25 protein-coding genes, 6 tRNA genes and 1 pseudogene are annotated in these 25,735 nt (G+C 38.8%); 13 read left to right on the top strand and 19 right to left on the bottom strand.

Features of this window, described 5'->3' with window-relative positions:
• Positions 1–174: 174 nt before the first annotated feature.
• On the bottom strand, positions 175–636 hold the full coding sequence (locus tag AAEY68_RS17085) for a GNAT family N-acetyltransferase (RefSeq protein ID WP_007583982.1): 462 nt from the start codon (positions 634–636) through the stop codon (positions 175–177).
• 344 nt (positions 637–980) lie between these two features.
• Positions 981–3,233 carry a sensor domain-containing phosphodiesterase gene (locus AAEY68_RS17090; RefSeq protein WP_197112277.1) on the bottom strand — a complete coding sequence of 751 codons (2,253 nt, stop codon included), beginning with the start codon at positions 3,231–3,233 and terminating at the stop codon, positions 981–983.
• Between the two features lie 312 nt (positions 3,234–3,545).
• Here AAEY68_RS17090 and cysZ point away from each other — a divergent pair, with 312 nt between their 5' ends.
• Entirely contained in the window at positions 3,546–4,256 is a 711-nt protein-coding gene (gene cysZ, locus AAEY68_RS17095; RefSeq protein WP_350586532.1) for a sulfate transporter CysZ, read from the top strand.
• A gap of 72 nt (positions 4,257–4,328) precedes the next feature.
• Here the strand turns inward: cysZ and AAEY68_RS17100 are convergent, their stop codons facing one another.
• The 17 genes and pseudogenes from AAEY68_RS17100 to hemA form a co-directional block, all read right to left on the bottom strand.
• Positions 4,329–4,850, bottom strand: coding sequence for a hypothetical protein (locus AAEY68_RS17100; protein ID WP_350586517.1), 522 nt, complete (start codon positions 4,848–4,850; stop codon positions 4,329–4,331).
• 1 nt (position 4,851) lies between these two features.
• Positions 4,852–6,384, bottom strand: a complete 1,533-nt coding sequence (locus tag AAEY68_RS17105; protein WP_350586519.1) for a zinc metalloprotease — start codon at positions 6,382–6,384, stop codon at positions 4,852–4,854.
• On the bottom strand, positions 6,317–7,177 hold the full coding sequence (locus AAEY68_RS17110; protein WP_350586521.1) for a hypothetical protein: 861 nt from the start codon (positions 7,175–7,177) through the stop codon (positions 6,317–6,319). The genes AAEY68_RS17105 and AAEY68_RS17110 overlap by 68 nt, the downstream gene beginning before the upstream one ends.
• 117 nt (positions 7,178–7,294) lie before the next feature.
• Positions 7,295–7,783: pseudogene (locus AAEY68_RS21930) on the bottom strand (PKD domain-containing protein); the annotation flags it as partial.
• A gap of 15 nt (positions 7,784–7,798) precedes the next feature.
• Positions 7,799–8,161: a PKD domain-containing protein gene (locus tag AAEY68_RS17120; protein WP_350586523.1), complete on the bottom strand. Its 363-nt coding sequence runs from the start codon at positions 8,159–8,161 to the stop codon at positions 7,799–7,801.
• A gap of 16 nt (positions 8,162–8,177) precedes the next feature.
• Complete coding sequence (gene rlmM / locus AAEY68_RS17125; RefSeq protein WP_007583974.1) at positions 8,178–9,263, bottom strand: 23S rRNA (cytidine(2498)-2'-O)-methyltransferase RlmM; 1,086 nt, start codon at positions 9,261–9,263, stop codon at positions 8,178–8,180.
• A 17-nt stretch (positions 9,264–9,280) separates the two neighbouring features.
• Positions 9,281–9,649 (bottom strand): DUF423 domain-containing protein, encoded by a 369-nt coding sequence (locus AAEY68_RS17130; protein WP_007583972.1) that lies wholly within the window; start codon positions 9,647–9,649, stop codon positions 9,281–9,283.
• 19 nt (positions 9,650–9,668) lie between these two features.
• Entirely contained in the window at positions 9,669–10,304 is a 636-nt protein-coding gene (locus AAEY68_RS17135) for an alpha/beta family hydrolase (RefSeq protein WP_165721403.1), read from the bottom strand.
• Positions 10,305–10,306: 2 nt separating this feature from the next.
• Complete coding sequence (locus AAEY68_RS17140; RefSeq protein WP_002958561.1) at positions 10,307–11,209, bottom strand: transcriptional regulator GcvA; 903 nt, start codon at positions 11,207–11,209, stop codon at positions 10,307–10,309.
• Positions 11,210–11,330: 121 nt separating this feature from the next.
• Positions 11,331–12,185, bottom strand: a complete 855-nt coding sequence (gene kdsA, locus AAEY68_RS17145) for a 3-deoxy-8-phosphooctulonate synthase (protein WP_007583968.1) — start codon at positions 12,183–12,185, stop codon at positions 11,331–11,333.
• Positions 12,186–12,194: 9 nt separating this feature from the next.
• Positions 12,195–13,448: a DUF819 family protein gene (locus AAEY68_RS17150; protein ID WP_007583967.1), complete on the bottom strand. Its 1,254-nt coding sequence runs from the start codon at positions 13,446–13,448 to the stop codon at positions 12,195–12,197.
• Between the two features lie 14 nt (positions 13,449–13,462).
• On the bottom strand, positions 13,463–14,290 hold the full coding sequence (locus AAEY68_RS17155) for a tetratricopeptide repeat protein (protein ID WP_007583966.1): 828 nt from the start codon (positions 14,288–14,290) through the stop codon (positions 13,463–13,465).
• Between the two features lie 149 nt (positions 14,291–14,439).
• Positions 14,440–14,814: a SirB2 family protein gene (locus tag AAEY68_RS17160; protein ID WP_350586527.1), complete on the bottom strand. Its 375-nt coding sequence runs from the start codon at positions 14,812–14,814 to the stop codon at positions 14,440–14,442.
• A gap of 29 nt (positions 14,815–14,843) precedes the next feature.
• Positions 14,844–16,388, bottom strand: coding sequence for a response regulator (locus AAEY68_RS17165; protein WP_007583964.1), 1,545 nt, complete (start codon positions 16,386–16,388; stop codon positions 14,844–14,846).
• A gap of 54 nt (positions 16,389–16,442) precedes the next feature.
• The gene (gene prmC, locus AAEY68_RS17170) at positions 16,443–17,282 is read right to left on the bottom strand and encodes a peptide chain release factor N(5)-glutamine methyltransferase (protein ID WP_350586529.1); all 840 of its coding nucleotides are present in this window, start codon (positions 17,280–17,282) and stop codon (positions 16,443–16,445) included.
• A gap of 2 nt (positions 17,283–17,284) precedes the next feature.
• Positions 17,285–18,370 carry a peptide chain release factor 1 gene (gene prfA, locus AAEY68_RS17175; RefSeq protein ID WP_007583962.1) on the bottom strand — a complete coding sequence of 362 codons (1,086 nt, stop codon included), beginning with the start codon at positions 18,368–18,370 and terminating at the stop codon, positions 17,285–17,287.
• Between the two features lie 7 nt (positions 18,371–18,377).
• On the bottom strand, positions 18,378–19,634 hold the full coding sequence (gene hemA, locus AAEY68_RS17180; protein WP_010554718.1) for a glutamyl-tRNA reductase: 1,257 nt from the start codon (positions 19,632–19,634) through the stop codon (positions 18,378–18,380).
• Between the two features lie 83 nt (positions 19,635–19,717).
• Here hemA and lolB point away from each other — a divergent pair, with 83 nt between their 5' ends.
• From lolB to AAEY68_RS17240, 12 genes are all read left to right on the top strand, one after another.
• Positions 19,718–20,305 carry a lipoprotein insertase outer membrane protein LolB gene (gene lolB / locus AAEY68_RS17185; RefSeq protein ID WP_165734817.1) on the top strand — a complete coding sequence of 196 codons (588 nt, stop codon included), beginning with the start codon at positions 19,718–19,720 and terminating at the stop codon, positions 20,303–20,305.
• A gap of 2 nt (positions 20,306–20,307) precedes the next feature.
• A complete protein-coding gene (ispE, locus tag AAEY68_RS17190) occupies positions 20,308–21,165 on the top strand; it encodes a 4-(cytidine 5'-diphospho)-2-C-methyl-D-erythritol kinase (RefSeq protein WP_010554716.1) in 858 nt (285 codons plus the stop codon).
• Positions 21,166–21,253: 88 nt separating this feature from the next.
• Complete coding sequence (locus tag AAEY68_RS17195; RefSeq protein ID WP_007583957.1) at positions 21,254–22,201, top strand: ribose-phosphate pyrophosphokinase; 948 nt, start codon at positions 21,254–21,256, stop codon at positions 22,199–22,201.
• A 149-nt stretch (positions 22,202–22,350) separates the two neighbouring features.
• Positions 22,351–22,962, top strand: coding sequence for a 50S ribosomal protein L25/general stress protein Ctc (locus AAEY68_RS17200; RefSeq protein ID WP_008171830.1), 612 nt, complete (start codon positions 22,351–22,353; stop codon positions 22,960–22,962).
• A 19-nt stretch (positions 22,963–22,981) separates the two neighbouring features.
• Entirely contained in the window at positions 22,982–23,566 is a 585-nt protein-coding gene (gene pth, locus AAEY68_RS17205) for an aminoacyl-tRNA hydrolase (protein ID WP_024605251.1), read from the top strand.
• Positions 23,567–23,619: 53 nt separating this feature from the next.
• Positions 23,620–24,711, top strand: coding sequence for a redox-regulated ATPase YchF (ychF, locus tag AAEY68_RS17210; protein WP_007583951.1), 1,092 nt, complete (start codon positions 23,620–23,622; stop codon positions 24,709–24,711).
• Between the two features lie 331 nt (positions 24,712–25,042).
• A tRNA-Met gene (locus tag AAEY68_RS17215) sits at positions 25,043–25,119 on the top strand.
• A 47-nt stretch (positions 25,120–25,166) separates the two neighbouring features.
• Positions 25,167–25,251: transfer RNA gene (locus AAEY68_RS17220), tRNA-Leu, on the top strand.
• A gap of 39 nt (positions 25,252–25,290) precedes the next feature.
• Positions 25,291–25,365 (top strand) — tRNA-Gln (locus tag AAEY68_RS17225).
• A gap of 5 nt (positions 25,366–25,370) precedes the next feature.
• Positions 25,371–25,447, top strand: a tRNA-Met gene (locus AAEY68_RS17230).
• 90 nt (positions 25,448–25,537) lie between these two features.
• Positions 25,538–25,622: transfer RNA gene (locus AAEY68_RS17235), tRNA-Leu, on the top strand.
• A 38-nt stretch (positions 25,623–25,660) separates the two neighbouring features.
• Positions 25,661–25,735, top strand: a tRNA-Gln gene (locus AAEY68_RS17240).

A 25,735-nucleotide genomic window follows, 5' to 3' on the forward strand; every position in this document is an offset into this window, starting at 1 on the left:
TATCGAGGCAGATTTTATACGAAGACAGGTGTTAAAAACAGTGAAGTATTTTTAGCATCACTATAAAAGCTGCTTTTATAGTTAATAGCTTGAGTATGACTTTTATTACAAGGTAATAATGAGGCCAGATCTTTACGACACATTAAGCTTTAACATGTCGTAGCGTTAATAAGCTTATTGGCTAAGCCCTAACTCCATAAATACACTTTGTGGATTATCTACATATGAGCCAAAACTGCTACAGCGTTTAAAGCCTAAATTTTCATATAAATTGATTGATTTTATTTGTTTTGGACCTGTTTCTAAACGTATTAACGGGATCTGCTTTTCGCCAGCTTGATGTAATAAAATCTGCATAATACGTCTTGATAGCCCTTTACCACGATGACTTGGTTTTACATATAAACGTCTTATTTCGCCATAAGGCTGAGTATCAAATTTCTCTACAATCGCACCACAGGCAATAATACCTTCATCAGTTTTTAAACCAATAGCATACACATTAGGTAAGGTTAATTCGTTTAACTCCAGAGACTGCGCTGTAGCAACAGGGTATAAAGAATTTATAAGTCGGTCTATATCGTCAAATACATTTACTACATCGGGATCATTAGGGTTCAAATCGACTAACTGCATAAAGCTTCCATTCATTGTTATAAGTTTATTAAGCTTTAAATAATATATTCAAGCGGGCATAGCTTAGCATTGTTTAACCAAAAAATCTTTAGTCCTTATTTAGCATATAGTTTGAAGAATTTTAGCAGCTAGAAAAAGTAAAAGTGACCTAGCATATGGGGAGTTTTTGTTAGGTTATTACCAATTAGTAAATATTGGCCTTTAAGTAATTAAGCTCTAAGAGCATTTCGTACCAATTTGCTTAATTAAATGATCTATTTTGAGATAAGAAAATCGTGTCGATAGCAAGGCAGAATTTTTTAACACAGTTACCGCCAGATTTAATCCCTCTAATTGATTAAGTATTATTGCGGATTGCTATTAGCACTATGCCATTTTAAATAACGTTCTTTATCCATCGGCTTTGCAACTAAGTAGCCTTGCATAGTGTCAATATTCATTTTTTTAAGTAGGTCATACTGCTCTGTTGTTTCTACGCCTTCTGCAACGACCACTAAGTTTAAGCTTTTTCCTAAACTGATAATTGTTTGCGCGATATTAAAGCCAATCTCATTATCTAAAATTTTATCAATAAAGCTTTTATCTATTTTTAATTCTTTAACAGGAAACGCACTTAAGTAAGCTAAGCAAGAGTATCCAGTACCAAAATCGTCAATCGAAAATAAAAAGCCAGCCGCAATGAGCTCTTTCATTTGCCTAATTGTATAATCTATATCACTAGAGAGCATTGACTCGGTTATTTCTAACTTAATTTGTGATGCTCGAATATCAAATTCATTGATAGTGTTGAACAGCTCACCTTTTAAATTTGATGAATTGAACTGACTTTGACTAATATTAATTGAAACACTAAACGAGTCGTCAATGATAGCGCTTGCTTTAAGCTCGTTAATTAAAATACATATATCATGCAAAACAATATTTTGTAGTTTTTGAATAAGTCCGTATTGCTCTGCAATAGGTATGAATTCGTTTGCTGTTATCAGCCCTCTTTGAGGATGGTTCCACCTAATAAGTGCTTCAGCACCAACAACATCACCCTGCGTATTAACTTGTGGCTGAAAGTAAGCACAAAACTCATTAGACGCAATTGCTCTCACTATGTCGGTTTCTAGCTCTGTTTGCTTTTCAAGTAGTGTTTGCAAGGCTGGATCGTAAAAGCTGCTGCTATTACCCCCTTTATTTTTAGAACAATACATAGCAGTATCTGCAAATTTTAATATATTGTCAGCCTGTGCGTTTACGCTATCAATTAGGCAAATACCGATGCTACAGCTTACTTGAAATGCAAGGTTGCCCACTTCAAACTTATCATGAAAAGCTCTTTGAATTTCTTTAGCAACGGCTTTACATTCTAGAATTGCCTGCTTTGTATTTTGCCCTATGTGTTTAAGCAAAATAATAAATTCATCACCACCCGCTCTGGCCAGTGTATCTGAGCCTTTTATTATTGCGCTTAACCTTTTTGATAATTCCACAAGTACTTCATCACCCGCACTGTGCCCAAGTGAATCATTAATACGCTTAAAGTTATCTAGGTCTAAAAATAATAATGCCCCTATATTTTTGTTACGCTTAACACTCTCTACACATCGGCTTAATTTGTCGCTAAGCATCCTTCTATTTGGAAGATTCGTTAATGGATCGTAAAATGCGAGCTTATGAACTTCTTGCTCAGCCTTTTTCTTTATTGAAATATCTCTGGCCATCCACACTACATGTCTTTTTGTAGGACTACTGGGATTGTAATGATCTAAAGCGGCAGCTCGTCCCTCAAAAACTATGCCCCCTTTGGGAACATTTAATTCATATTCAAATATTTGCATCTCGTTAGTCGAGAGTGTTGTTTCGATGACATCCATTATCATCTTCGCATCTTTTTGAGGAAGTAGGTCTTTAACATTTTCGCCAATAAGATCCGTGGTCGAATCAAGCAGTAACTCATTAGAGGTACCATAAACATCGGTATATGTGCCATCCTCACTTAAAATGAGGATGAGGTCGGGCATTACTTTGGTGAAGGCTTTAAATTTTTCATTACTGTGCTGTAAATTAAAAACAAGCTGTTTTGCCTTCTCAAATTCGTTACTTTTCTCAAGAGCAATACTTGAAAAGTGCACAAAAAAATCTATTAATTCTAAATCTTGCTCTGATGGGGCTTTAGGGGTGCTGTGATAAATAGCAAAGGTGCCTAACAAATCAGCTTGAGTTGAAAAAATAGGTGTTGACCAACATGACTTAAGATCAAACTTTAGCGCTAAATCTTTAAAGTCCTCCCAAAGCGGTGAGGTTTCAATATTTTCTACAATTGTGCGCGATTTCGAAAATGCTGCAGTACCACATGAACCTACTTTTGGCCCTATGTGAACTCCATTAAGCAAACTACAGTATTCTGGGTGAATATTAGGGGCTGCGCAATGAAAAAGCTGCTGGCCTTTAACTGATAAAATAGAACACCTAGCAGATTCATCATTAATAATCTGCTCTATTGATAAACAAATTTCAGTAAGCACCTCATTTAAAGGTACCCCTAATGCAATTTTAGATAAAATGCCTTGCTGGTGAGATAATAACTTTTTTAACCTATCCGTACCCATTTTCACTTGCTCGCATTATTTATACATATTGATACAACAAAAAGCCTCAAACAGATGCTTTTTTTCTACGTAGTAAAGTTCAGTATAGTCATGATTAGTAAGTTCATTCTTTTATTAATAAAAAACTAACCGGGTCTACATTGATTAATCATAATTGCATATTACTAAACACCTGTAGTTACTATATAACCAAAACCGCAACATTAAAGCTAACACTTTGTTACTTAAAATTACTGTTCAAAATTATTAAGCTATTTATACTATAACTAATGGTAAATATTTTTTGAGGTTACAGTGCAGATCACACAAGGTATGGAATATTTTTTTTCGGGATTTAAATTAACTAGCCAAAAAGGGTTAAAGCGCTTTGTACTTATCCCGCTTTTAATTAATGTTCTGCTATTTGGTAGTTCGTTGTTTTTCTTATTTGGATGGCTAAGTGATAGCTTTAGCTACATCAGTAACATGCTACCAGAATGGTTAAGCTGGCTTGAGTGGCTAATGTGGCCAATTGCTGTATTAGTCGTATTATTTAGCTACAGTATGCTATTTACTATAATCACTAATTTTATTGCAGCCCCATTCAATGCTTTATTAAGCGAAAAAGTTGAGCTTTATTTAACGGGTCAAAAAATTAACGATGATGGTTTTTCCGAATTAGTTAAAGATGTACCTAGAATGCTTGCCCGTGAGTGGACGAAGTTGTGCTATTACCTTCCTCGCGCTATTGGTTTTTTCATACTACTTTGGGTTTTACCTGTCATTGGCCAAATACTATGGGTTTTGTTTACCTGTTGGATGTTCGCAGTACAATACGAAGACTATGCGTTTGATAACCATAAAATTGGCTTTAAGCAGATGAAAGACGATTTAAAATCTAAGCAAGGTTTATCATACGGGTTTGGTTTTGCTGTTATGTTATTAACGGCTATACCCTTTGTAAACTTAATAGTTATGCCTGTAGCTGTGTGTGGTGCAACACGTTTGTGGGTCGATAATTATCGACCAAAATACCGTAGTTAATTAAGAGGTTGCTGACTTTTCAATATTCAAAGGTCACCGCACCCGAGATAAAAAAGCACCTAAGGTGCTTTTTTAATCTATTTTTAAAGCAATAAACTCAAGCGATGCACGCCTTGGTAATGCGACACTTTGTTTATCTACTTCTTCAAATTTTTTAATCAAAATACTAAAGCGCTGATTGTTAAAATTAACGGCTGTAACTTCACCAATTTTTATACTGTAGTTTTGCTGCTGATCAAACAGCTTTAGTGTTCGCCCTTTTATACGCTCTACGAATAAGTAAGGTGTTTGGTCTGGCATCTTTAAACGGATAACATTGATTTTACTTAACTCATGTACCGCCACCCAATTTTGACTCTGCATTAACGTATTATAACTACTAATGCCTTCAGGTTGATAAACAACATCTTGGCTTATAACGCATTTCTTACAGCCCTTTACTGATTCAACTCGCCAGTCAATAGCTGTATTTTTGTAATATAAATTGTCATTTTTTAGTAACCATTCACGTGCATTGTTAGTATCGCTACACGCTATTAGTAAGCTTAAAAAACTACTACAAACAATAAACTTAATACTTAACCCTAGTTTCATACTATTGCTCTTTAATTGCTTTTAACTCAGCAATAATTGCACTACTTGGCTGCGCTTCTTTTATATAACTGGGCAGCGTTTCAATATTAGTAGGTGAGCTTTGTAAATTATACACCTTACTATTATTAGTATTTGGCACGCCAAATCGATTACCTGCACTTTGCATATAAAACTGCAAATTAAGCATGCTCCACTCATCTACATCACTAAGTATTGATATTGTATTATCTTGGTTAGTATCAAAGCTGGTTAAGCTTTCGGTGTTAATTGCATTACAGTTAAAATCAACAGGTAGTGAGCCATTTCGATTTAACCCCTGTGCTTCAAGTATTGTGCTCTCATTTAGATCTGCTGAACTACCACTTGAATAATCAATAATAAAATCATCTGTAGAGCCTAAATGACTATTAGTATTTGGTGTAATACCGCAGCTAGCATTGCCGGGATAAAAACGCTCATAATAACGATCGCCTTCGTTATTACCTATTGTTGATAAACCCGCTAATTGATATAAATAATTCATAGAGCTTAAATGATTAGGCTTAAAGTTAACCTCTTCATCGCCACCATGGTATAAGCCTAAGTTATGGCCTAGCTCATGAAAGATAGTTGATGCTTGATAATTATAAGTTACATTGGTTGCTATTTGCGTATCGAGCGTTAAGCCCCAGCCCCCCATAGTTACCATTAAATCATTACCGCTGATCTCAGCAATACCCGACCCACTAATACTGCCATCTTCATTTCCACTACTTGCCATTAATAAGTAATGAAAAATGGGTCTGCGGGTTATATCGGTATATTCCATTTTATAAGCAAACAAATTAGGGCTACTTAAATCGTACTCAAACGGAGTATAACTATTAAAAGGGACAACATTTCCTCCACCTAAATCAAAGTTTTGCGGCGCAATATCGCTATTTTGATCAAATAAGTCACCTACATCAAAATGAACGGTATAGCCTTTACTTGCAAATACACTAACAATTTTTTCAAGTGCAGTTCGATGAGGCGTTATTCCAACATCACTACTATCCATATAATCTATTTCAATAAATATATCTTTTTGTGAAGTACGCGCTCCCCATTCATATAAAGGCAGCCCACCAAATGTTGCCCCCTCTACCTCTGCGCAATCTGGAATACCGTCTTCATCATCATCTATTGAGCAAGATATATCGTTAGGCCCTGCCGGAGTATTGAATACTGAGTAGTTCCAGTCTGTATTTTGGTTAGTATCGGTTGCGCCGAGCGTACGCTTTAAGCTGGCGCCCTGCTCTGGCAGTATTTTTGCAGCATTTTCGCCTTGCCACTGCGAGGCTGTTACAGGCTCTTGGGTTGAATTTCCAAACTTAACAAAGTCGATAGTTTGTGTACCCGCACTATTAAGTAATTCTGCAAAACCATTTATGTACCAATAAGGCCTAATTTGGTCATTCGCGCTACCAACAAGCACAAGCTTAGTGTTATTTAATGACGCACTTGCTAAAAAAATCATCGCCAAAGCGGCTTTGTAAAATAATATAGGCGCCATTTAAAAGCTCTTTATTAGGCAACGCAAATACTTGCTCATCACTCAACGTACTATCAGACATATTAATACTGCGAGCTTTAAGAGAGTAGTCTTGTAAATTTACTGTCGCACCGGTGCCGTTATAAAGTTCAATCCAAGGTAAGTCATTACTAAATTGCACAGATGAAAGCTCTGTTATTTTTATATCTTGGCTAGAAATTGTAAACGAGGTGGCAGTTTGCGCCAAAATAGTTGTGCTATCAAAATTAGCTAAATCAGCTGTAACACGAACAATATATTGAGTGTCTTCATCAAAGCTTGCGCTTAAATTTACAGTATGGAAATAAGTACTTGTGTCGCTGGTAGTACCCGACAAACTTTCAATAGTTAAGGCCAAGCAAGTAGTAAAATTATCTGCTGACACTTGTACGCTTCCAGTACAAGTAACACTACTAGAGTTAACGGCTAAAGTACTCACGAGCATAATATCTGAAAATGTAATGCTAACAGGGCTATCTACAAAGACTGGGTCATTACTATTTTGGGGCGTTACATTACTAATTGTAGCGGGCGTTGAATCAACAACGGTAACACTCAGTACAAATTCGGTTGTGTCTTTTGTATCAGTCGCCGTTAACGTATAGTTTTGTGGAGTGATACTGTTTGCAGGAGGAGTGTAACTAAAACGTAAGGCTTGGGCATCAATAACACTGATTTGCGCTCCATTTAAATCATCACCAAAGTCAATCTGTACGCTATCGTTATCAGCGTCGCTAACCACTAAGCTAAATTCTGTGGCTTGGTTATATTGCACATTTATATTTACATCATCGGCAGTCGGTGGGTTATTTGGGGCTAATATTACAACTATTTTCTGGGCGTTATTTGTAGCGTTATCGTCATCGGTTACAGTTACTACAAACGTTACATTGGTATTTTGCGCAACAGTGGGCGCATTAAAACTAATACTTGTTTCTGTTTGGGTAAGTTCAACTACAGGGCCACTTGTTTGCTGCCAGGTTATGCTATTAATACTACCATCGCTGTCTTGTGCATCTGCAACTAGGGTTACACTGTCATCTTTTTCAGCTTCTTCTGGGCCTGTAACAATGACTGTTGGCGCGCTATTTACTTGATTAATTAAAACCGTTTTACTCGCTTGAGCGCTTTTACCGGCATTGTCAGTTACGGTTACGCTAAAGCCTAGCGTTGTATTTTCAGATACATTGGGGGCAGTAAAACTAAGTACACCATCTGATTGGCTAAAATCAACATTATCTCCCGCAGACTGAATCCAACTAATAGTGCTTATGGTTCCATCTGTATCTTGAGCGTTAGCAACTAAGCTTACTTGTGTGTTAGCAAGTGCACTACTTGGGCCTGTAATATTAACTGTAGGTGCATTATTTTGAGAAGTGATAGTGCCTGAAAATACTTATTGTGCAGTAGCACCTGAATTATCAGTAACAGTAACTGAAAAACTAAAGGTCGTGTCAGTGGTTACACTCGGTGCAGTGGCTGTAAGCGTATTGCCATTAACAATAAATGTAAATTCAGGACCACTAAGTTGTTGCCATTGATAATTGGCTATTTGCCCGTCACTATCACTTGCAAGCGCAGTAATAGTAAACGATTGGTTAGAGACAATAACGTTACTACTAACAGAGAGCGTAACACTGGGCGCAGCGTTACCAGAGGGCGTAGTTGAATCACTACCATCTCCGCCGCCGCCACAACCTGTGATTAAAAGTGATAAAAAAAGTAAACTTAGCCATTTATTAATATTGTTTTTTACCACTTTTAGCCTCTACATATTAACTATACAAATTTTGTGGCACCTTAGTAACGTTTAAATGAACGGTTATTTCCTCACGATCATGATAGAGATGTTTAGCTTGTAACTCGTAATTAATGCTATGTTTCTCAAGCTCTTTTCTTATCATCGAAAGACATTCATAAACACTATCAAAGCGTTTTTTCATAGGTAGTTTTAAGTTAAATATAAACTCTTTTGCGTATGCATTTACTGCCCAGTCAATCATTAGCGTAGTCACTTTGGTTGGTTTTTCCACCATATCGCACACTAACCAAGTAATATTTCTTTTTTCTGGGCGATATTTAAAACCATCTGCTCTAAAATGTTTAACTTGACCCGTTTGCATTAAATCGTCATTCATTGGGCCGTTATCAATCGCACTTACAAACATACCACGGCGTACAAGCTGATAAGTCCAACCACCCGGGCATGCACCTAAATCAACACTGCGCATACCTGCTGCCACGCGTGATTCACGTTGTTGCTCAGGAATAAATACATTAAACGCTTCGTCGAGTTTTAGCGTTGAACGACTCGGTGCATCGCTTGGCATACGAAGGCGTAAAATACCCATGAAAAATGGAGAATTATTAAAGCTATACGAGTAACCAACATAAGCCGTATTGTTTGTTAAAAACATGACATGCATTACTGGGCGGTTTGCTTTTGGCTCACGCAGTACTGTATTTTGTTTTTCGAGGGCTTTTTTAAGCGGCGTTGATATTTTTTTACAGAACGTTAAAAGCTCTTTGCCTTCATTTGTATCTGGCGTTTCTACGCGCAGCTCTGAGCACAATGTAAAATCTTTAGCAGCTTCAACTACTGCACTTACACGGTCCTCTACTGGCATGTTTTCAAGTAATGTACCGGCAAACCATTGGCGTGCGAACACCATATTTTTAAAATCGACTTTTTTGATTATTTCGTCGCTGTGATGCGCTTCAAAACATTCGTAAACAACATAACCTGTATTTGGCTTTGCTTTTACATACCCTGCAAAACCCTGCTCTGCAGCATGAAACGTTATTTCAGCAGCGGCATCGCTTTCAAAACCACTACGACAATAAATCACAACACTAGACATATTAACCCTTAAACTCTTTAAAACTTAAATCGTGCGACTTGCACTAAAATAACAATCCAACCAATAATAAAGCACAATCCACCAAGCGGTGTTATCGGCCCTAGCCACTTCATATCTGTTAGAGCGAGTAAATATAAACTGCCACTAAAAAGTAGTGTGCCCGTTATAAAAAAACCACCAGCCCAACTCAGGTTTATGCCCCATTTGATTAAAATAGCCACCGCAATAAGTGCAAGGCCATGCACCATTTGATACTCAGCAGCTGTTTTAAAAACCCCTAATGAATACTCCGATAAACGGCTTTTTAAACCATGGGCAGCAAATGCACCTAACATAACCGAGAGCATACAAAAAATACTGCCGGCCATTAAAAATAATTTAATCATCTAATCCCCTAATCGAGTCTTAACACATCTCTACTTGTTGCTTAATAAATTCAACGGCACTTAACGCTGCTGTTTCTCTATTTTGCAGTTCAGTTACGCCACTTTTTTTACGTGGCTTTAATGAATGATCGCCATCAGCCAGCCATGTGAGTAAAGGCTGTTTTGGCATTTCCATAGTAAGCAGTTCTTCACGTGTACCAAATGTATCTCGCTCGCCCTGTAATACTAAAAAAGGGCAAACAATATCAGCAAAATGATCGGTGCGTAACTTTTCTGGCTTACCCGGCGGATGAAATGGATAACCAAATGCAATAACACCCGAAAGTCTTTGCTCTGTGCTACACGCAAGCATTGATGCCATGCGTCCGCCCATCGATTTACCGCCTATAAATAACGGTAAATCTGGCTGCGCCTGACCAAGCACTTGCTCATAATAAATAAGTAGCTTTGGCGCTCGCTCAGGAGGCCTACGTTTATTAGTTTGTTTAGCAATTTGCATATATTCAAAATCAAATAAACCAACATCAACACCTTGCTCGCTTATTAATTTTGCCATATGTTGCATAAAGTCAGAATCGCTACCGGCACCTGCACCATGCGCAAATATAAACTGTGCAATTGCAGGTTGTGCGGTGCTTTTAAACCATTCAATCATTATTAATACTCATGTTCTTGCTCATGCTCTACTAAGCTCAGCATCCACTCTTTAAACGAAACTATTTTACCAAGCTCTGTTTGAGATTCGCGAAGCACTAAGTAATATGCATTTTTACTTTCTAGACTGTGATTAAACGGAATAACCAAACGCCCTGCATCTATGTCGGGTTTAGCTAATACACTATTACCAATTGCCACACCTTGCCCATGTACTGCAGCTTGTAACACCATTGATGAGTGACTAAATATAGGTCCTTGATTTACCTGAATGTTACGCACGCCTGCAGTTTTCATCCACGTTTTCCAGTTTTTGCGTGTGGTGTCATGCAATAAGGTGTGATGCGCTAAATCACTAGGTTGATCAAGCGGCTTTAATCCGCTTAATAACATAGGACTACAAAGTGGTACTAAATATTCGGTATGAAGTTTGTACGCTTGTACGCCATTCCAATGACCTCTTCCATAGTAAATAGCAATATCTACGTCATCAGTCAGTGAGTTTTCATCTTGATCTTGTGCTTTTATTCGCACGTCTATCTCTGGGTGTAACTCATTAAACAAACTCAAACGAGGCACTAACCACTGAATAGCAAAACTGGGTGTTAGACTAACCGTTAATGAGCCCTTAGCACCACGGGCTAATAGCTTTTCAGTTGCATCAATAAGCTGAGTAAAAATCTCTTTTATATCTAAAAAATAGCCTTGGCCTTCTTCAGTTAATAATAATGAGCGGTTTTTACGTAAAAACAACTTTAAACCTAAATGCTCTTCAAGTGTTTTTATTTGATGACTTACTGCTGCCTGCGTTACATAGAGCTCTTCTGCAGCCTTAGTAAAACTTAAATGACGCGCAGCCGCTTCAAAGGCTTTTAATGCGTTTAATGGAGGTACCCGTCTTGACATAATAACCAAGCTTAGAATTAGTTTTTCTTATGCGTGAGATTATATACATCATATAAGTTTGTGTATATTAAAGGCATAAAAAAAGCGACCTGAGTCGCTTTTTAATAAACATCATGCTTAATTATAAATCGCTTGCACTTGTATCAAGTGGGGCAAAGCTTTTAATTAAATCATCAACCGCTTTCATTTGCGTTAAGTACCCTTCTAACTTGCTAAGCGCTAGCGCACATGGGCCATCACATTTAGCTTCGTTAGGGTTTGGATGCGCCTCAATAAATAAACCTGCAATACCTAGCGCCATACCACTTCGAGCAAGCTCTGCAGCTTGTGCACGACGACCATCAGCAGAGTCAGCTCGTCCACCAGGGCGTTGTAGCGCATGTGTTGCATCAAAAATAACAGGCGCCATTGCTTTCATGTCATCCATACCCAGCATATCAACCACTAGGTTGTTGTAACCAAAGCTAGAACCACGCTCACAAAGTGCGATGTTATTATTACCCGCTTCATTAAATTTAGTAATGATGTGGCGCATTTCATGCGGCGCTAAAAACTGTGGTTTTTTCACGTTAATAATTGCACCTGTTTTAGCCATCGCCACAACTAAATCTGTTTGACGTGCTAAAAAGGCTGGTAACTGAATTACATCAACAACTTCAGCAACAGGTGCTGCTTGATGCGGTTCATGTACATCGGTAATAAGCGGTATGTTGAAGGTCTTTTTAATCTCTTCAAATATTTTTAAACCTTCTTCCATACCCGGACCACGGTACGAATTGATTGAAGAACGGTTAGCCTTATCAAATGACGCTTTAAATACATAAGGAATATTGAGTTTCGTCGTAACTTCTACGTAATGCTCTGCAACACGCATAGCTAAATCGCGAGATTCTAATACGTTAATACCACCAAACAATACAAACGGTTTGTTGTTTGCTAGTTCAATTTCATTAATTTTAATAATTTGGTCTTTCATTTAAATTCCTTACGGTGCAACTGCTTGCATCATTAATCCACAAATATAAGCCATATAAGTACCCACACCATAGCCCAGTACAGCTAACAGGACACCAACAGGCGCAAGCGAAGGGTGAAATGCTGATGCTACAACAGGTGCAGACGCTGCACCGCCCACATTAGCCTGCGAGCCCACAGCCATATAAAATAATGGTGCTTTAATTAGTTTAGCTACTACTAACATTATGCTTGCATGCACTAACATCCAAATGGCACCAACTAAAAATAACCCTGGGTTATTAAAAATAGCGGTTACATTCATATGCAAACCAATCGATGCAACTAAAATATACAAAAAGCTAGAGGCTACTTTTGAAGCGCCAAACGCTTCTATTTGTCTCACTTTAGTAAACGATAAGCCTATGCCAATCGTTGTTGATATAACAATTAGCCAAAAGAATTTACTGTTTAAGCTGTATTCTTTTGCCCATTCATAAGTCGTGCCAAAGTACGGACCTAAAAAGTCAGCACAAAAATGCGCTAAACCGGTTATACCAAATGCAATTGCAAGCAGCGTCATGTAATCGTTAAGAGTAGGAATACGGGCATGTTCAGCGTGATAGGCTTCAACACGTTTTTTTAAATCTTCAATTGCGCTTGTATCAGCACCCGTAGCTGCATCAATCTTTTTATGGTTTGCTGCCATTAACAATAAAACAGCCATCCAAATATTCGCGACTATTACATCTACTGTAATCATTACAGAAAATATATCACCACCAACTTCAAACATCTCTTTCATTGATGCTTGGTTAGCACCACCGCCAATCCAGCTACCCGCAACGGTTGTCATACCGCGCCATACTGCATCGGGCCCATGACCACCAACAATACTTGGATCAAATGCACTCACGACTAAAATAGCTAATGGCCCACCAATAACAATACCTAATGTACCCACTAAAAACATAATAAGCGCTTTAGGGCCTAAGTTAATAATAGCTTTTAAATCAATACTAATGGTAAGCAGTATTAAACAAGCAGGCAGTAAGTAGCGCGAAGCCACATAATAAACATTGGATTTATTACCATCTACAATACCAAAGGTATTTAATAACGAAGGTAAAAAGTAACACAGTAGTAAAGCAGGTACGTATTTATAAAATCGTTTTAAAGCTGGACGCTCACTATTTGAGGTTTTAAAAATAAACCCCAAAATAATAGCAAGCAAACCAAGCACAACGGCATCATTTGTAATTAATGCGCTTTGAGTTTCAACCATAATTATTCCTATTCTTAATGGTGCGTTTTATTATTATCTTCTAGTTCTTCTATTTGGTGTTGAATTATCTCTATTGCAGGATCGTCCGGACACTCATCGACAAAAAACTGTAAATCATCACGTGCCATTTTAGGGCAACCGAGCTGATTTAATAAGTAACCTCTGTCGCGTCTCTCATACGGGTCGTCGCCTATTAGCTCCATTAGCATCTCTACACAGGTCAAAGCATGACCAAATTTGTTTTCGCTAATGAAAGACCATTTTTGCTGAGCTAAAAATAGCTTATATACTTCGTCATCAAAAATTAACTCTAAAGGTTCTTGTTCTTGCCCATCATCTTCATCTGCGTTTTCAGGGATGATATACCAGCTTTGTTGCCCGCTGCTTGGCTCAATTATGTAGCCCTCTTCATCACTTATCGCCACATGAACACCAACATCACCCAGCGTAAGACTAAGATTTGCATCAAAGTTAGCTTGTTGTAAAAAGTGACAAAGTATAATTGCAAGCGTTGTTGGTGAGCCACTACGCATAGAAAGCGTATAGCTTAATGTATTTAATTTGTATTCTGGCACTTTTAAGCCTGAGGCACTAAATAGCCAATCGCTGTAAAACATATCTAATAATTTTTCGAAGCGATCGTGCTCATCACTCACTTTTAAACACAGCGCTGAAATTTGCTGTTCAAAGTCAGTTAAAGTTTCATAACATGGTGTTAAATCTATCTGAGGGTCCCATTTTGACTCTGCTTTAATACAGCGGTAAATCGCTGGAGGTGTAAATTCATCGTAAGCATCATCAAGATAAGATTCATCGTGTTCGTCAAACCCGAGGGTAGTCATTAATACTGCAACATTTTAGAAAACGAAGGCGTAGTTTACCTAACTTTAAAGCTATATACCAATATAGAGATGTTTTTGAATATTTTCTGAGAGGGAGTCGTATTTGAGCTTTATAAAACAACTATAAAGCTCAAATAGTCAGGTATTACTTAAAGCAAAAAAGCTGATTTAGACGTCGCTAAATAACCTATCGCTAAAATAACAGCAGTGTTAACTAAAACGTAAGCAACTTTAGCCGTCATTTTAGTTTGTCTGGCGCTTTTAGCCCCAATACCAATATATATAACCACTAAAACTATTTTTTCTAATAGCCAATATTGTTCAAACGGGTTAATTTTAGCCATAAATATAAGCGTAAGTGCCGACACTAATAACAAAGTATCTATACCATGACTACCAATCATTACCGCTTTATTTTTTGCTAATTTACCACTGCCCATTCGCGAAAATGCGCGAACATAAAATAAAATCACACTCAACATCGCAATTGCCATGTGTGAATGCTTTACTGCTAAATAATCCATATGCCCCTGTACTTCTGTTTTATAAAAATTTAATCAGGAAAACGGTTAAGAACCGCTTCTAACTCATCAAGCTTCTCGTTAAATACTTCAACCAATTTTGGTTCAAAGTGTGTGCCTTTTTGAGCGTTAATTTCATCAACTACGTTTTGCAGTGTCCAAGGTTCTTTATAGCATCGTTTATGGCGAAGTGCATCGTATACATCAGCAAGTGCAACTATACGACCAAATACATTAATTGCGTTTCCGCTTAAACCTTGTGGGTAACCAGAGCCATCCCATTTTTCATGATGCTCTTTTGCAATAATTGCGCCTGCACTAACAATCTCATGCGGCGAGTCTTTTAAAATAGTATAGCCTTTATCAGTATGGGTTTTCATCACTTCCCATTCTTGGGCGTCTAACTTTGCTGGTTTATTTAATACCGCATCAGGAATGCCCACTTTGCCTACATCATGAAGAGGCGACGCCAACCTTACTAAATCAGCATCATGCTTAGATAAGCCATACCCTTGTGCCAATATATGACAAATATGTGCTACACGCTTAACATGATTACCCGTTTCTGTTGAGCGTTGCTCTACCGCTTCACTTAACCTGTAAACAAGCTCTTGTTGCGTTGCTTCTATTTCAGACTGAAGTTGTACATTTTCAAACGCAAGTTGCACGTTTTGAGAGAAAATCTTAATTAAATGGCGCTGAGTATCCGTTAAATCCTTTGGTATACCTGATATAAATAGCATCGAATTATGATTGTACTCACTGCTACAATACGCAAATAAGTAGTTATCTTTATAAATAATGCTTTTTTCATTAAGCGCCTGATGACATGCACTTAACTGTTCAGCTTGTAATACCTCATCGAGCTCTTTACCTTCACTTTTTTCAAAGTCACCGGTACCCGAGCAAACAATTAATTTTTTATTATTTTGTGCTTCAGGATTTTGCGCAACTAAAGTAGTTGCATACATAGCTTGATCAGCAATACCAAGTAAAGAAGTTAACTGCTGCATAACGCCTTCAATAAAGTGCTCTATTGAATGCGCAGAAAAAATATCACGGGACGCTATAATTATTTTCTCAAGCCCTTCGCGTGACTGCTCAATCGAAATAATATCCCGATAAGAACGCAGGCTCGACATAATAACAGTAAATAACTTTTGAGCCGTTAGCTCTGTTTTAGATTTGTAATCGTTAATATCATAATTAATAATTACTTGTCGTTCAGGTGCTTGACCAGGTTGACCCGTTCTTAAAATAATTCGAATATGATTATTTTTAGCTTCTTCACGAATAAACTTAGCAACTTGCAAACCGGCATCATCGGTCTCCATTACTACATCAAGTAGTACAATGGCTGCATCTGGATGCTCTTTCACAAGCTCTTTTGCTTCAGCACCTGAGTACGCACTAATAAATTCTAAGCGTTTATTTTGAAACTCAAAATCACTCAACGCTAGTTTTGTAACAGCATGAACTTCAGGTTCATCATCAACGATTAATACTTTCCAGGTACCGAGTTCAATCTCATTGATTGCTTCTTCTGGCTCATCTGAAAATAAAAAATCACCCATCATAGTCGAAATTCCTTCATGGCATTATTTAACGCACTAGCAGGCAATTATTATTCTTTAGGGCCACTGTGCAAACGTTACACGGTCATTATCACCAAAGTCTTTCACTGTTTTAATATTCACAAATGCCATTTTTTTGAAAAAATGACGAACAGCTTCACCTTGCTCAAAACCGTGTTCTATTAAAAGATAGCCACTAGATAACAAATAGTCACGTGATTGTGTAATTATTTGTTTAATATCAGACATTCCACAATCATCAGCCACTAATGCCGACAAAGGCTCAAAGCGCACATCGCCCTGATTTAAATGTATATCACTGCTTTCAATATAAGGCGGGTTAGTGACAATTAGGTTGAATTTCTCACCATGTAACTCGCTAAACCAGTTGCTTTGCTTAACGTGTACATTATTAATTGCCAATCGCTGCTGGTTACGTGTAGCAAGTGCAACTGCATCGCTTACTCTATCTACTGCAATAATTCGCCAATTAGGCATTTCACTACCCAATGCCAGCGCTATTGCACCAGTACCAGTGCCTAAATCAAGCACTTTAGCTGTAGCAGGTACAGCCACTTCAAGCGCTTGCTCTACTAACGTTTCGGTATCTGGTCGAGGTATTAAAGTTGTTGCGTTAACTTCAAGCGATAAGCTCCAAAATTCACGTTGCCCCGTAATATGTGCAACAGGTTCACCGTTTAAACGTCTTTGGCAAAATGTATTAAATTGCTGTTGTTGTTCGGCATTAAGCGCATGCTCTGGCCAAGTAAAAAGGTAACTGTGAGGTTTTTGAAGAATATGTAGAAGTAAAACTTGTGCGTCTAATTTAGCACTTTCGCTGCTAGGTGCTAATAAATTAGCGCCTGCAGCAATAGCTTGTTCAAGAGTTTGGCTCACGATTACTCGTCGCCCATAGCCGCTAATAAGTCAGCTTGATGTTCTTGCATTAATGGGTCAATAACGCAGCTTAAATCACCCGCTACCACTTCATTCAAACGATAAAGTGTTAAGTTAATACGGTGATCGGTAATACGACCTTGTGGGTAGTTATAAGTACGGATACGTTCAGAACGATCGCCACTACCTACTAAGTCACGACGTTCAGATGCTTCTGCCGCATGGCGCTTTTCATCTTCAGCCTGTTGCAAACGTGCTGCAAGTACTGACATCGCTTTAGCACGGTTTTTATGCTGTGAACGCTGATCCTGACACTCAACCACAACACCGGTAGGTATATGTGTAAGTCGAATAGCAGAATCTGTTTTATTAACGTGCTGACCACCTGCGCCTGATGCACGAAATGTATCAACTTTTAAATCTGCGGTATTAATTTGTATCGCTTCGGCCTCTGGTACTTCCGCCATTACCGCAACAGTACACGCAGAGGTATGAACTCGCCCTTGTGACTCAGTTTCTGGCACACGTTGTACGCGGTGTACACCTGATTCAAACTTTAATTGACCGTAAACGCCTTCGCCACTAATGTTTGCAATAACTTCTTTGTAACCACCGTGCTCACCTTCATTGGTGCTCACAACTTCTACTTTCCATTTTTTAGTTTCTGCATAGCGGCTGTACATACGGAATAAGTCGCCAGCAAAAATAGCCGCTTCATCACCGCCTGTTCCAGCGCGTACTTCAACAAACACGTTGTTGTTATCTCGCGGATCTTTTGGCAACATTAATACTTGAATTTGATCTTCAATTACCAAAATTTGTGCTTTAGCTTCTTTATATTCTTCTTGCGCCATTTCACGCATTTCAGGGTCAGAATCTTTAAGCATTTCTTCTGCACTGGCTAAATCATCTTGCGTTTCTTTGTAAGTTAAAAACGTTTTTACAATCTCTTCAAGCTCAGAGTATTCTTTTGAAAGCCCACGAAAACGATTTTGATCACTAATGACCGACGGGTCGCTTAGCAGCGCTTGTACTTCTTCGTAACGCTCTACTAAGGTTTCTAATTTATTATAAACAGACTCTTTCATTTAACGGTTATTCCTGATCAATACCTAACATTTTTTTCAACTGGTTTAGCTGCGCCACTTCACCTTTTTTCGCTGCGTCTTGTATTGCACGGGTAGGCGCGTGCATTAAGCGATTGGTTAATTTATTGGCGAGCTCTAATATAATTTTTTCTGCATCTTTACCTGTATTTAGCTGACTAACAGCACGCTCTACAAGTTCTGACTTAATTGTTTGTACATCATTTCGATAATGGCGGATTAAATCTACCGAATCGAGTGAGCGCATCCACATTGCAAATTCTTTGGTGCGTTCAGTAATAATTATTTGCGCTTGCTGTGCAGCTTGCTCACGCGCTGCCATATTCTCGCTTACAATGGTTTGTAAGTCATCAACGGAATATAAATAGGCAGCGTCTAGCTCACCTACTTGGCTTTCTATATCGCGCGGAACCGCAATATCTATAAATAGCATAGGCTTGTGTCGGCGCTGCTTAAGCGCTTGCTCGACCACCCCTTTACCAATAATAGGTAAAGTACTGGCGGTAGAACTAATGACTATATCGGCTTCATGTAAACGTTCTGGTAACTGTGCAAGTGCGATAACATCTGCCGACACTTCATCAGCAAGGCTGCGAGCACGTTCAATTGTTCTATTCGCTACCGTTATTTTTTTAGGCTCATTTTGATATAAATGTTTAGCAACCAGTTCAATGGTTTCACCAGCACCAATTAATAGCACATTGGTTTGATCAAGCTTGCCATAAATATGTTTTGCTAAGTTAACAGCCGCAAATGCAACCGACACGGCACTTGCGCCTATATTTGTTTCAGTGCGAACTTGTTTTGCTACCGAAAAGGTTTTTTGAAACAACCTATCAAAAGTAACCCCTATTGCATCGTGGGTTTTAGCACTAAAAAACGATTGCTTTATTTGCCCTAAAATTTGCGGCTCGCCTAACACCAAAGAATCCAACCCACACGCTACGCGCATTAAGTGGTTAATGGCGTCATTACCTTCATGGCAGTATATATTGCTGCTCAGTTCATGTTCATCCAAACCATGGAAACTGGCAAGCCAAGTTAACAGTGTTTGGGAATTTTGCTGAGCGAGGCTACAATAGATCTCGGTTCGATTACAGGTAGACACAATAACCGCTTCATTAAAGTCGGCATGGCCACTTAATTGTTGCAACGCCTCTGAAATTTGCTCAGGCGAAAAAGCCACTTTTTCACGTAATTCTACGGATGCGGTTTTGTGATTTATACCTAGTGCTATTATGGTCATATTTGCCAAATATTGCTGAGCCCTACTTCAAAGGCGGTAATTTTACCAAAAATCAGCGGAATATGGAAAGTAAGGAACAACATTTGATTCGACAATATTTGATTTTATTCATGTTTTTTTTATTATTAGGTGGCTGTGCCCATCAAATTGATACAAAAACAACACTTTATGATGATTGGAAGCCACGTTTAGCTGCTCAAAAAACTTGGCAGGTCGAGGGTAAACTCGCGTTTATAAGCCCAGAAGAGCGTCAATCTGCAAACTTAAATTGGCAGCAAACAACAAATTCCAATAATTTAATACTGACTACTTTTATTGGTACTCGTATTTTGTCGCTTAAACAAACAGCAAATGGTGCTGAATTAGAGTTTGACGGCGATGAGTACTTTGATACTAATGCTGCAGAGCTTTTAAAGCGTTTAACGGGTTTTACACTCCCTGTTGATAACGCCGATAACTGGCTTAAGGGCACCATTGACGATCAAAGTTTAGTCGTTGATGAACTAGGCCGTACAAAGCAAGTATTATGGTTTGATAATACAGGCAAGAAATGGCAAATAGATTACGGCACTTACGTACAAAACGCAGGTTACTGGTTACCAACTAAACTGACGTTAAAGCATCAACAAATAAAAATAAAAATTCAACTCTACGATTGGCAGTTTAAATAAGTATGAATAACAAAACCTCTTTTTCACTTATTGCCCCGGCAAAACTCAATTTATTTTTACATATTAATGCTCGCCGAGAAGATGGCTATCATGAACTAGAAACCTTATTTACTTTTTTAAATTTTGGTGATGAGTTGCATTTTGAGCTAACAACAGACGGTGGTATTTCTGTCGGTGGTGATACTAAAGACATACCCCTAAATGATAATCTCATCTATAAAGCGGCTTTATTATTACAAACACACTGTAAAACCTCTTTGGGTGTAAAAATAAATTTAATTAAACGCTTACCGATGGGCGGAGGTGTTGGAGGTGGTTCATCCGATGCCGCAAGTACTTTATTAGCCCTAAATAAATTATGGAAATTAGAACTAAATTTAGAAATTCTAGCCCAATTAGGACTTAAATTAGGGGCTGATGTTCCGGTGTTCATACAAGGGCAAAGCGCCATAGCGCATGGTATTGGTGAGAAATTACACCAGGTAAAACTTGAACAAAAATGGTACTGCGTTGTACACCCAAATCAACATGTAAGTACCGCAAAAATATTTACACATCCAGATTTAAAACGCGACACACCAAAAATAATAGGCGATTGGAAACACCATACTTTAACCAACGATTGTGAGCCTTTAGTTAAAAAGCTTTGCCCCGAGGTTGAAAAAACCCTCCAGTGGTTGCTAAAATACGCACCGTCGAAGATGACCGGAACAGGTTCATGTTGTTTTGTCGAATTTGCTAGTCAAGTTCAAGCACAAGATGTACTTGAAAATCTCCCCCATACTTGGCAGGGTTTTGTGGCTTCAAGCGCAAATGTCTCACCTGCTCATACGGAGTTAACCGCCATATTCGATCAATGAAGTAACGTACAAGTAATCATAAGTTAACTCGCAGTGGTATTTATCATTGCTCGTTAGTCCAAATATTCAGTGCCTGAGGAACCCTACCGTGCCTGACATGAAGCTCTTCGCTGGTAACGCAACACCTGAGTTAGCTCAAAAAGTTGCAAAACGTTTATATATTGAATTAGGCGATGCTGTTGTTGGCCGTTTTAGCGACGGTGAGATCAGTGTTCAAATAAATGAAAATGTTCGTGGCTCGGACGTTTTTATCTTGCAATCAACCTGTGCCCCTACAAACGATAACCTAATGGAACTTATCGTTATGGTTGATGCTCTACGTCGTGCATCTGCAGGTCGTATTACTGCCGTCATTCCTTATTTTGGTTATGCGCGCCAAGATCGTCGTGTACGTTCTGCCCGTGTTCCAATTACCGCTAAAGTTGTTGCCGATTTCTTATCAAGTGTGGGTGTTGACCGTGTTCTTACGGTTGATTTACACGCTGAACAAATCCAAGGCTTCTTTGATGTACCAGTAGACAACGTATTTGGCAGCCCTGTATTACTTGAAGATATGAAAGAACGCGACTTTGAAGACGTCGTTGTTGTATCTCCAGATATTGGTGGTGTTGTACGCGCACGTGCAATTGCAAAACTACTAAACGATACCGATTTAGCAATCATTGACAAACGCCGCCCTCAAGCAAACGTTTCTCAAGTAATGCACATTATTGGTGACGTTGAAGGTCGTGATTGTATTATCGTAGATGATATGATTGATACCGGTGGTACGTTATGTAAAGCCGCAGAAGCACTTAAAGAACATGGCGCTAAGCGCGTATTTGCATACGCAACGCACCCTATTCTTTCAGGTAAAGCAGCAGAAAACTTACGTGATTCGATGATTGACGAAGTAATTGTAACTGACTCAATTCCGCTATCTGACGAGCTTAAAGCCCTTGATAAAATTAAGGTACTTACGCTTGCTGACATGTTAGCAGAGACTATTCGTCGTATTAGTAACGAAGAATCTATCTCAGCGATGTTTGAACACTAAAATTAAACATTCCTGAGTATAAAAGCGCCTTTTGGCGCTTTTTTTGTAAGCGATGTTTATTTTGTCTGGGCGTGGTGGTATGATAGCGCGCCTTTTGGCTAGGGACCTTGGTCGCAAAGGCCCTACACATTTTAATAACTGGAGACATCATGTCTAACAAAACTTATACATATAACGCTGAACTTCGCGTAGAAACTGGTACTGGTGCGAGCCGCCGCCTACGTCGCGAAGACAAAGTTCCTGCAATCCTTTACGGAGCTGACAAAGAAGCTTTATCTCTTACTTTTGCTCATAAAGATATGATCAAAGCACAAGAAGACGAAGGTTTTTACACGCATATCCTTACGCTTAACGTAGATGGCGAAGCTGTTGAAGTAATCTTAAAAGATATCCAACGTCACCCATTCAAGCCTAAGCTTACTCACCTTGATTTCCAACGTGTAGATGCTACTCATAAATTTCAAACTAAAGTTCCTCTTCACTTCATCGGTGAAGATATTGTAACTAAAGCTGGCGCAACTGTTGTTCACCAGTTAACTGAAGTTGAAATTACGTGTCTTCCAAAAGCACTTCCAGAATTCATTGAAGTAGATGTTTCTAAGTTTGTTGTTGGCGATTCTGTTCATATTTCTGACCTTACTTTCCCTAAAGGCGTTAGCTCTGTAGATTTAGGTAAAGGCGAAGGCCATGATCAGTCTATCCTGACTATCAAAGCAAACAAAGCAGCTCCAGTTGAAGACGACGCTGCAGCAGCAGAATAATTTTTAAGGTCTCGCAACCTTGAATTCTATTCAAATGCTTGTGGGCCTGGCTAATCCAGGCCCCGAATACGCAAACACACGCCACAATGCAGGTGCTTGGTTCATCGAGCAAATCGCTGCACGCTACAACTGCACCCTAAAATACGATCCTAAATATCACGGCCTTACAGGCAAAGTGATCATTCAAGGCCAAGAATTCAAATTATTGATCCCCACTACTTACATGAATTTAAGTGGTAAAGCGGTCAGTAGTTTAGCTAATTTTTTCAAAATCCCTGTCGAGGACATTTTAGTTGCCCATGACGAATTGGATTTAGACCCAGGCGTTGCCAAGTTAAAAAAAGGCGGCGGGCATGGCGGTCATAATGGTTTAAAAGACATTATTGCAAAAATGGCAAATCAAAAAGACTTTATGCGCTTGCGCATTGGTGTAGGTCATCCGGGGCATCGTGAAATGGTTACTGGTTGGGTGCTTGGAAAAGCGGCCAAAGCAGACCAAGAAAAAATGGATGCTGCTGTTGATGAAGCAGTTCGTTGCATGGAAATACTTGCAAAAGATGGTGTGTTAAAAGCACAAAACAGACTACATTCGTTTAAACCCTAGTAACTTGGGTCCAAGTACACCGTTTAAACGAATTCTAAACAAGGTATCTTACTATGGGTTTTAAATGTGGCATCGTTGGCTTGCCTAACGTTGGTAAATCAACGCTTTTCAATGCACTAACTAAAGCGGGTATTGAAGCCGCTAACTTTCCTTTTTGTACCATTGAGCCTAATACAGGTGTGGTACCTGTGCCAGATCCTCGTCTAGACGAACTTGCTAAAATAGTTAATCCTCAACGAGTTCTTACCACCAGTATGGAATTTGTAGACATTGCAGGCTTAGTAAAAGGCGCATCTAAAGGTGAAGGCCTTGGTAACCAGTTTTTAGCTAACATTCGTGAAACCGATGCAATTGGCCACGTAGTTCGCTGTTTTGAAGATGAAAACATCATCCACGTAGCAGGCACTATTGACCCTGCTGACGATATTGACGTAATCAACACTGAGTTAGTACTTGCTGATATGGATAGCGCTGAAAAAGCCCTTTTCCGTAATTCAAAAAAAGCAAAAGGTGGCGATAAAGACGCTAAAGAGCAAAATGCTGTACTTGAAAAAGTAAAAGTGCATCTTGACGAAGGCTTAACTTTACGTGGTCTAGCACTAACTAAAGAAGAAAAAGCAGCAATCAGCTCTATTAACTTCTTAACGATTAAACCAACAATGTATATTGCAAACGTTGCTGAAGATGGTTTTGAAAATAACCCATACCTTGACCGCGTACGTGCTATTGCCGCAGCTGAAGATGCGATTGTTGTTCCTGTATGTGCCGCTATCGAGTCTGAGCTTTCAGAACTAGATGACGAAGACAAGCTAGAGTTTATGGCTGATCTTGGTCTAGAAGAGCCAGGTCTTAACCTTGTTATTCGCGGTGGTTATGAATTACTACAATTACAAACTTATTTCACAGCTGGCGTAAAAGAAGTACGCGCATGGACAATCCCTGTAGGTGCAACAGCACCACAAGCAGCGGGTAAAATCCATACCGACTTCGAGCGTGGCTTTATCCGTGCGCAAACTATTGCTTTTGACGACTTTGTTGCCTTTAAAGGTGAGAGTGGCGCAAAAGAAGCAGGTAAGATGCGTCAAGAAGGTAAAGAGTACATTGTTAAAGATGGCGATGTAATGAACTTCTTGTTCAACGTATAAGTACAAATTAAACCAATTTCACTTGGTAATAATTTTTAAAGGCTCGTTTTTACGAGCCTTTTTTGTATTTAAGCATTATAAAAATAATAATTAGCCTCAACTAGTCTATCTTTGTAATATCGCTTAATTAAAGAAGTACAGGGTTAATTAAGATTCCGCGCCTTAAGGCAGCTAAAAAAACAGCATTTTTATTAAATTTTAGCCTGTTAGCTTAATTTTCCTGCAAACAAACACAGTTAAGTGTTTTTTTGCAAAAAAGGTGTTGACGAATTTGGGTCATATCAGCATAATACGCCCCGCACTCAGCGATGAAGTGCTAACAAAAAAAGATGGCTAAGTAGCTCAGCTGGTTAGAGCACATCACTCATAATGATGGGGTCACAGGTTCAAATCCCGTCTTAGCCACCATTATTTTTTTGTTGCTCAATGAAGAGTTTAAAATAACTACCTTGTGTGCGGGAGTGGCGGAATTGGTAGACGCGCTGGATTTAGGTTCCAGTATCTTAGGATGTGAGAGTTCAAGTCTCTCTTTCCGCACCATAATTCTTGATAAGAATTAAAACTATCAATTGTTATTGTTGGGATATCGCCAAGCGGTAAGGCACCAGGTTTTGATCCTGGCATTCCCAGGTTCAAATCCTGGTATCCCAGCCAACAATGGCTAAGTAGCTCAGCTGGTTAGAGCACATCACTCATAATGATGGGGTCACAGGTTCAAATCCCGTCTTAGCCACCATTTCTTCTTTTAGAAATGGCTCTGCAAGAGTTAAATTGCAGCTCAATGAAGAGTTTAAAATAACTACCTGTACTTTATTGTACAAACGATGCGGGAGTGGCGGAATTGGTAGACGCGCTGGATTTAGGTTCCAGTAACTTCGGTTGTGAGAGTTCAAGTCTCTCTTTCCGCACCATTTCTTGATAAGAAATAAAATTATCATTAATTCTTTGTTGGGATATCGCCAAGCGGTAAGGCACCAGGTTTTGATCCTGGCATTCCCAGGTTCAAATCCTGGTATCCCAGCCA

Source organism: Pseudoalteromonas sp. RB2-MNA-CIBAN-0110 (assembly GCF_040309305.1).
Classification (GTDB): Bacteria; Pseudomonadota; Gammaproteobacteria; order Enterobacterales; family Alteromonadaceae; genus Pseudoalteromonas; species Pseudoalteromonas arctica.

Coding starts and splice junctions, on each gene's coding strand:
- ispE (WP_010554716.1), top strand. CDS start 20,308: ATGAATAACAAAACCTCTTTTTCACTTATTGCCCCGGCAAAACTCAAT.
- rlmM (WP_007583974.1), bottom strand. CDS start 9,263: ATGTCTAGTGTTGTGATTTATTGTCGTAGTGGTTTTGAAAGCGATGCC.
- ychF (WP_007583951.1), top strand. CDS start 23,620: ATGGGTTTTAAATGTGGCATCGTTGGCTTGCCTAACGTTGGTAAATCA.
- AAEY68_RS17160 (WP_350586527.1), bottom strand. CDS start 14,814: ATGGATTATTTAGCAGTAAAGCATTCACACATGGCAATTGCGATGTTG.
- AAEY68_RS17085 (WP_007583982.1), bottom strand. CDS start 636: ATGCAGTTAGTCGATTTGAACCCTAATGATCCCGATGTAGTAAATGTA.
- prfA (WP_007583962.1), bottom strand. CDS start 18,370: ATGAAAGAGTCTGTTTATAATAAATTAGAAACCTTAGTAGAGCGTTAC.
- AAEY68_RS17140 (WP_002958561.1), bottom strand. CDS start 11,209: ATGTCAAGACGGGTACCTCCATTAAACGCATTAAAAGCCTTTGAAGCG.
- AAEY68_RS17200 (WP_008171830.1), top strand. CDS start 22,351: ATGTCTAACAAAACTTATACATATAACGCTGAACTTCGCGTAGAAACT.
- kdsA (WP_007583968.1), bottom strand. CDS start 12,185: ATGAAAGACCAAATTATTAAAATTAATGAAATTGAACTAGCAAACAAC.
- AAEY68_RS17155 (WP_007583966.1), bottom strand. CDS start 14,290: ATGACTACCCTCGGGTTTGACGAACACGATGAATCTTATCTTGATGAT.
- AAEY68_RS17165 (WP_007583964.1), bottom strand. CDS start 16,388: ATGATGGGTGATTTTTTATTTTCAGATGAGCCAGAAGAAGCAATCAAT.
- cysZ (WP_350586532.1), top strand. CDS start 3,546: ATGGAATATTTTTTTTCGGGATTTAAATTAACTAGCCAAAAAGGGTTA.
- hemA (WP_010554718.1), bottom strand. CDS start 19,634: ATGACCATAATAGCACTAGGTATAAATCACAAAACCGCATCCGTAGAA.
- AAEY68_RS17090 (WP_197112277.1), bottom strand. CDS start 3,233: ATGGGTACGGATAGGTTAAAAAAGTTATTATCTCACCAGCAAGGCATT.
- AAEY68_RS17105 (WP_350586519.1), bottom strand. CDS start 6,384: ATGGCGCCTATATTATTTTACAAAGCCGCTTTGGCGATGATTTTTTTA.
- AAEY68_RS17135 (WP_165721403.1), bottom strand. CDS start 10,304: ATGATTGAATGGTTTAAAAGCACCGCACAACCTGCAATTGCACAGTTT.
- AAEY68_RS17130 (WP_007583972.1), bottom strand. CDS start 9,649: ATGATTAAATTATTTTTAATGGCCGGCAGTATTTTTTGTATGCTCTCG.
- AAEY68_RS17150 (WP_007583967.1), bottom strand. CDS start 13,448: ATGGTTGAAACTCAAAGCGCATTAATTACAAATGATGCCGTTGTGCTT.
- AAEY68_RS17100 (WP_350586517.1), bottom strand. CDS start 4,850: ATGAAACTAGGGTTAAGTATTAAGTTTATTGTTTGTAGTAGTTTTTTA.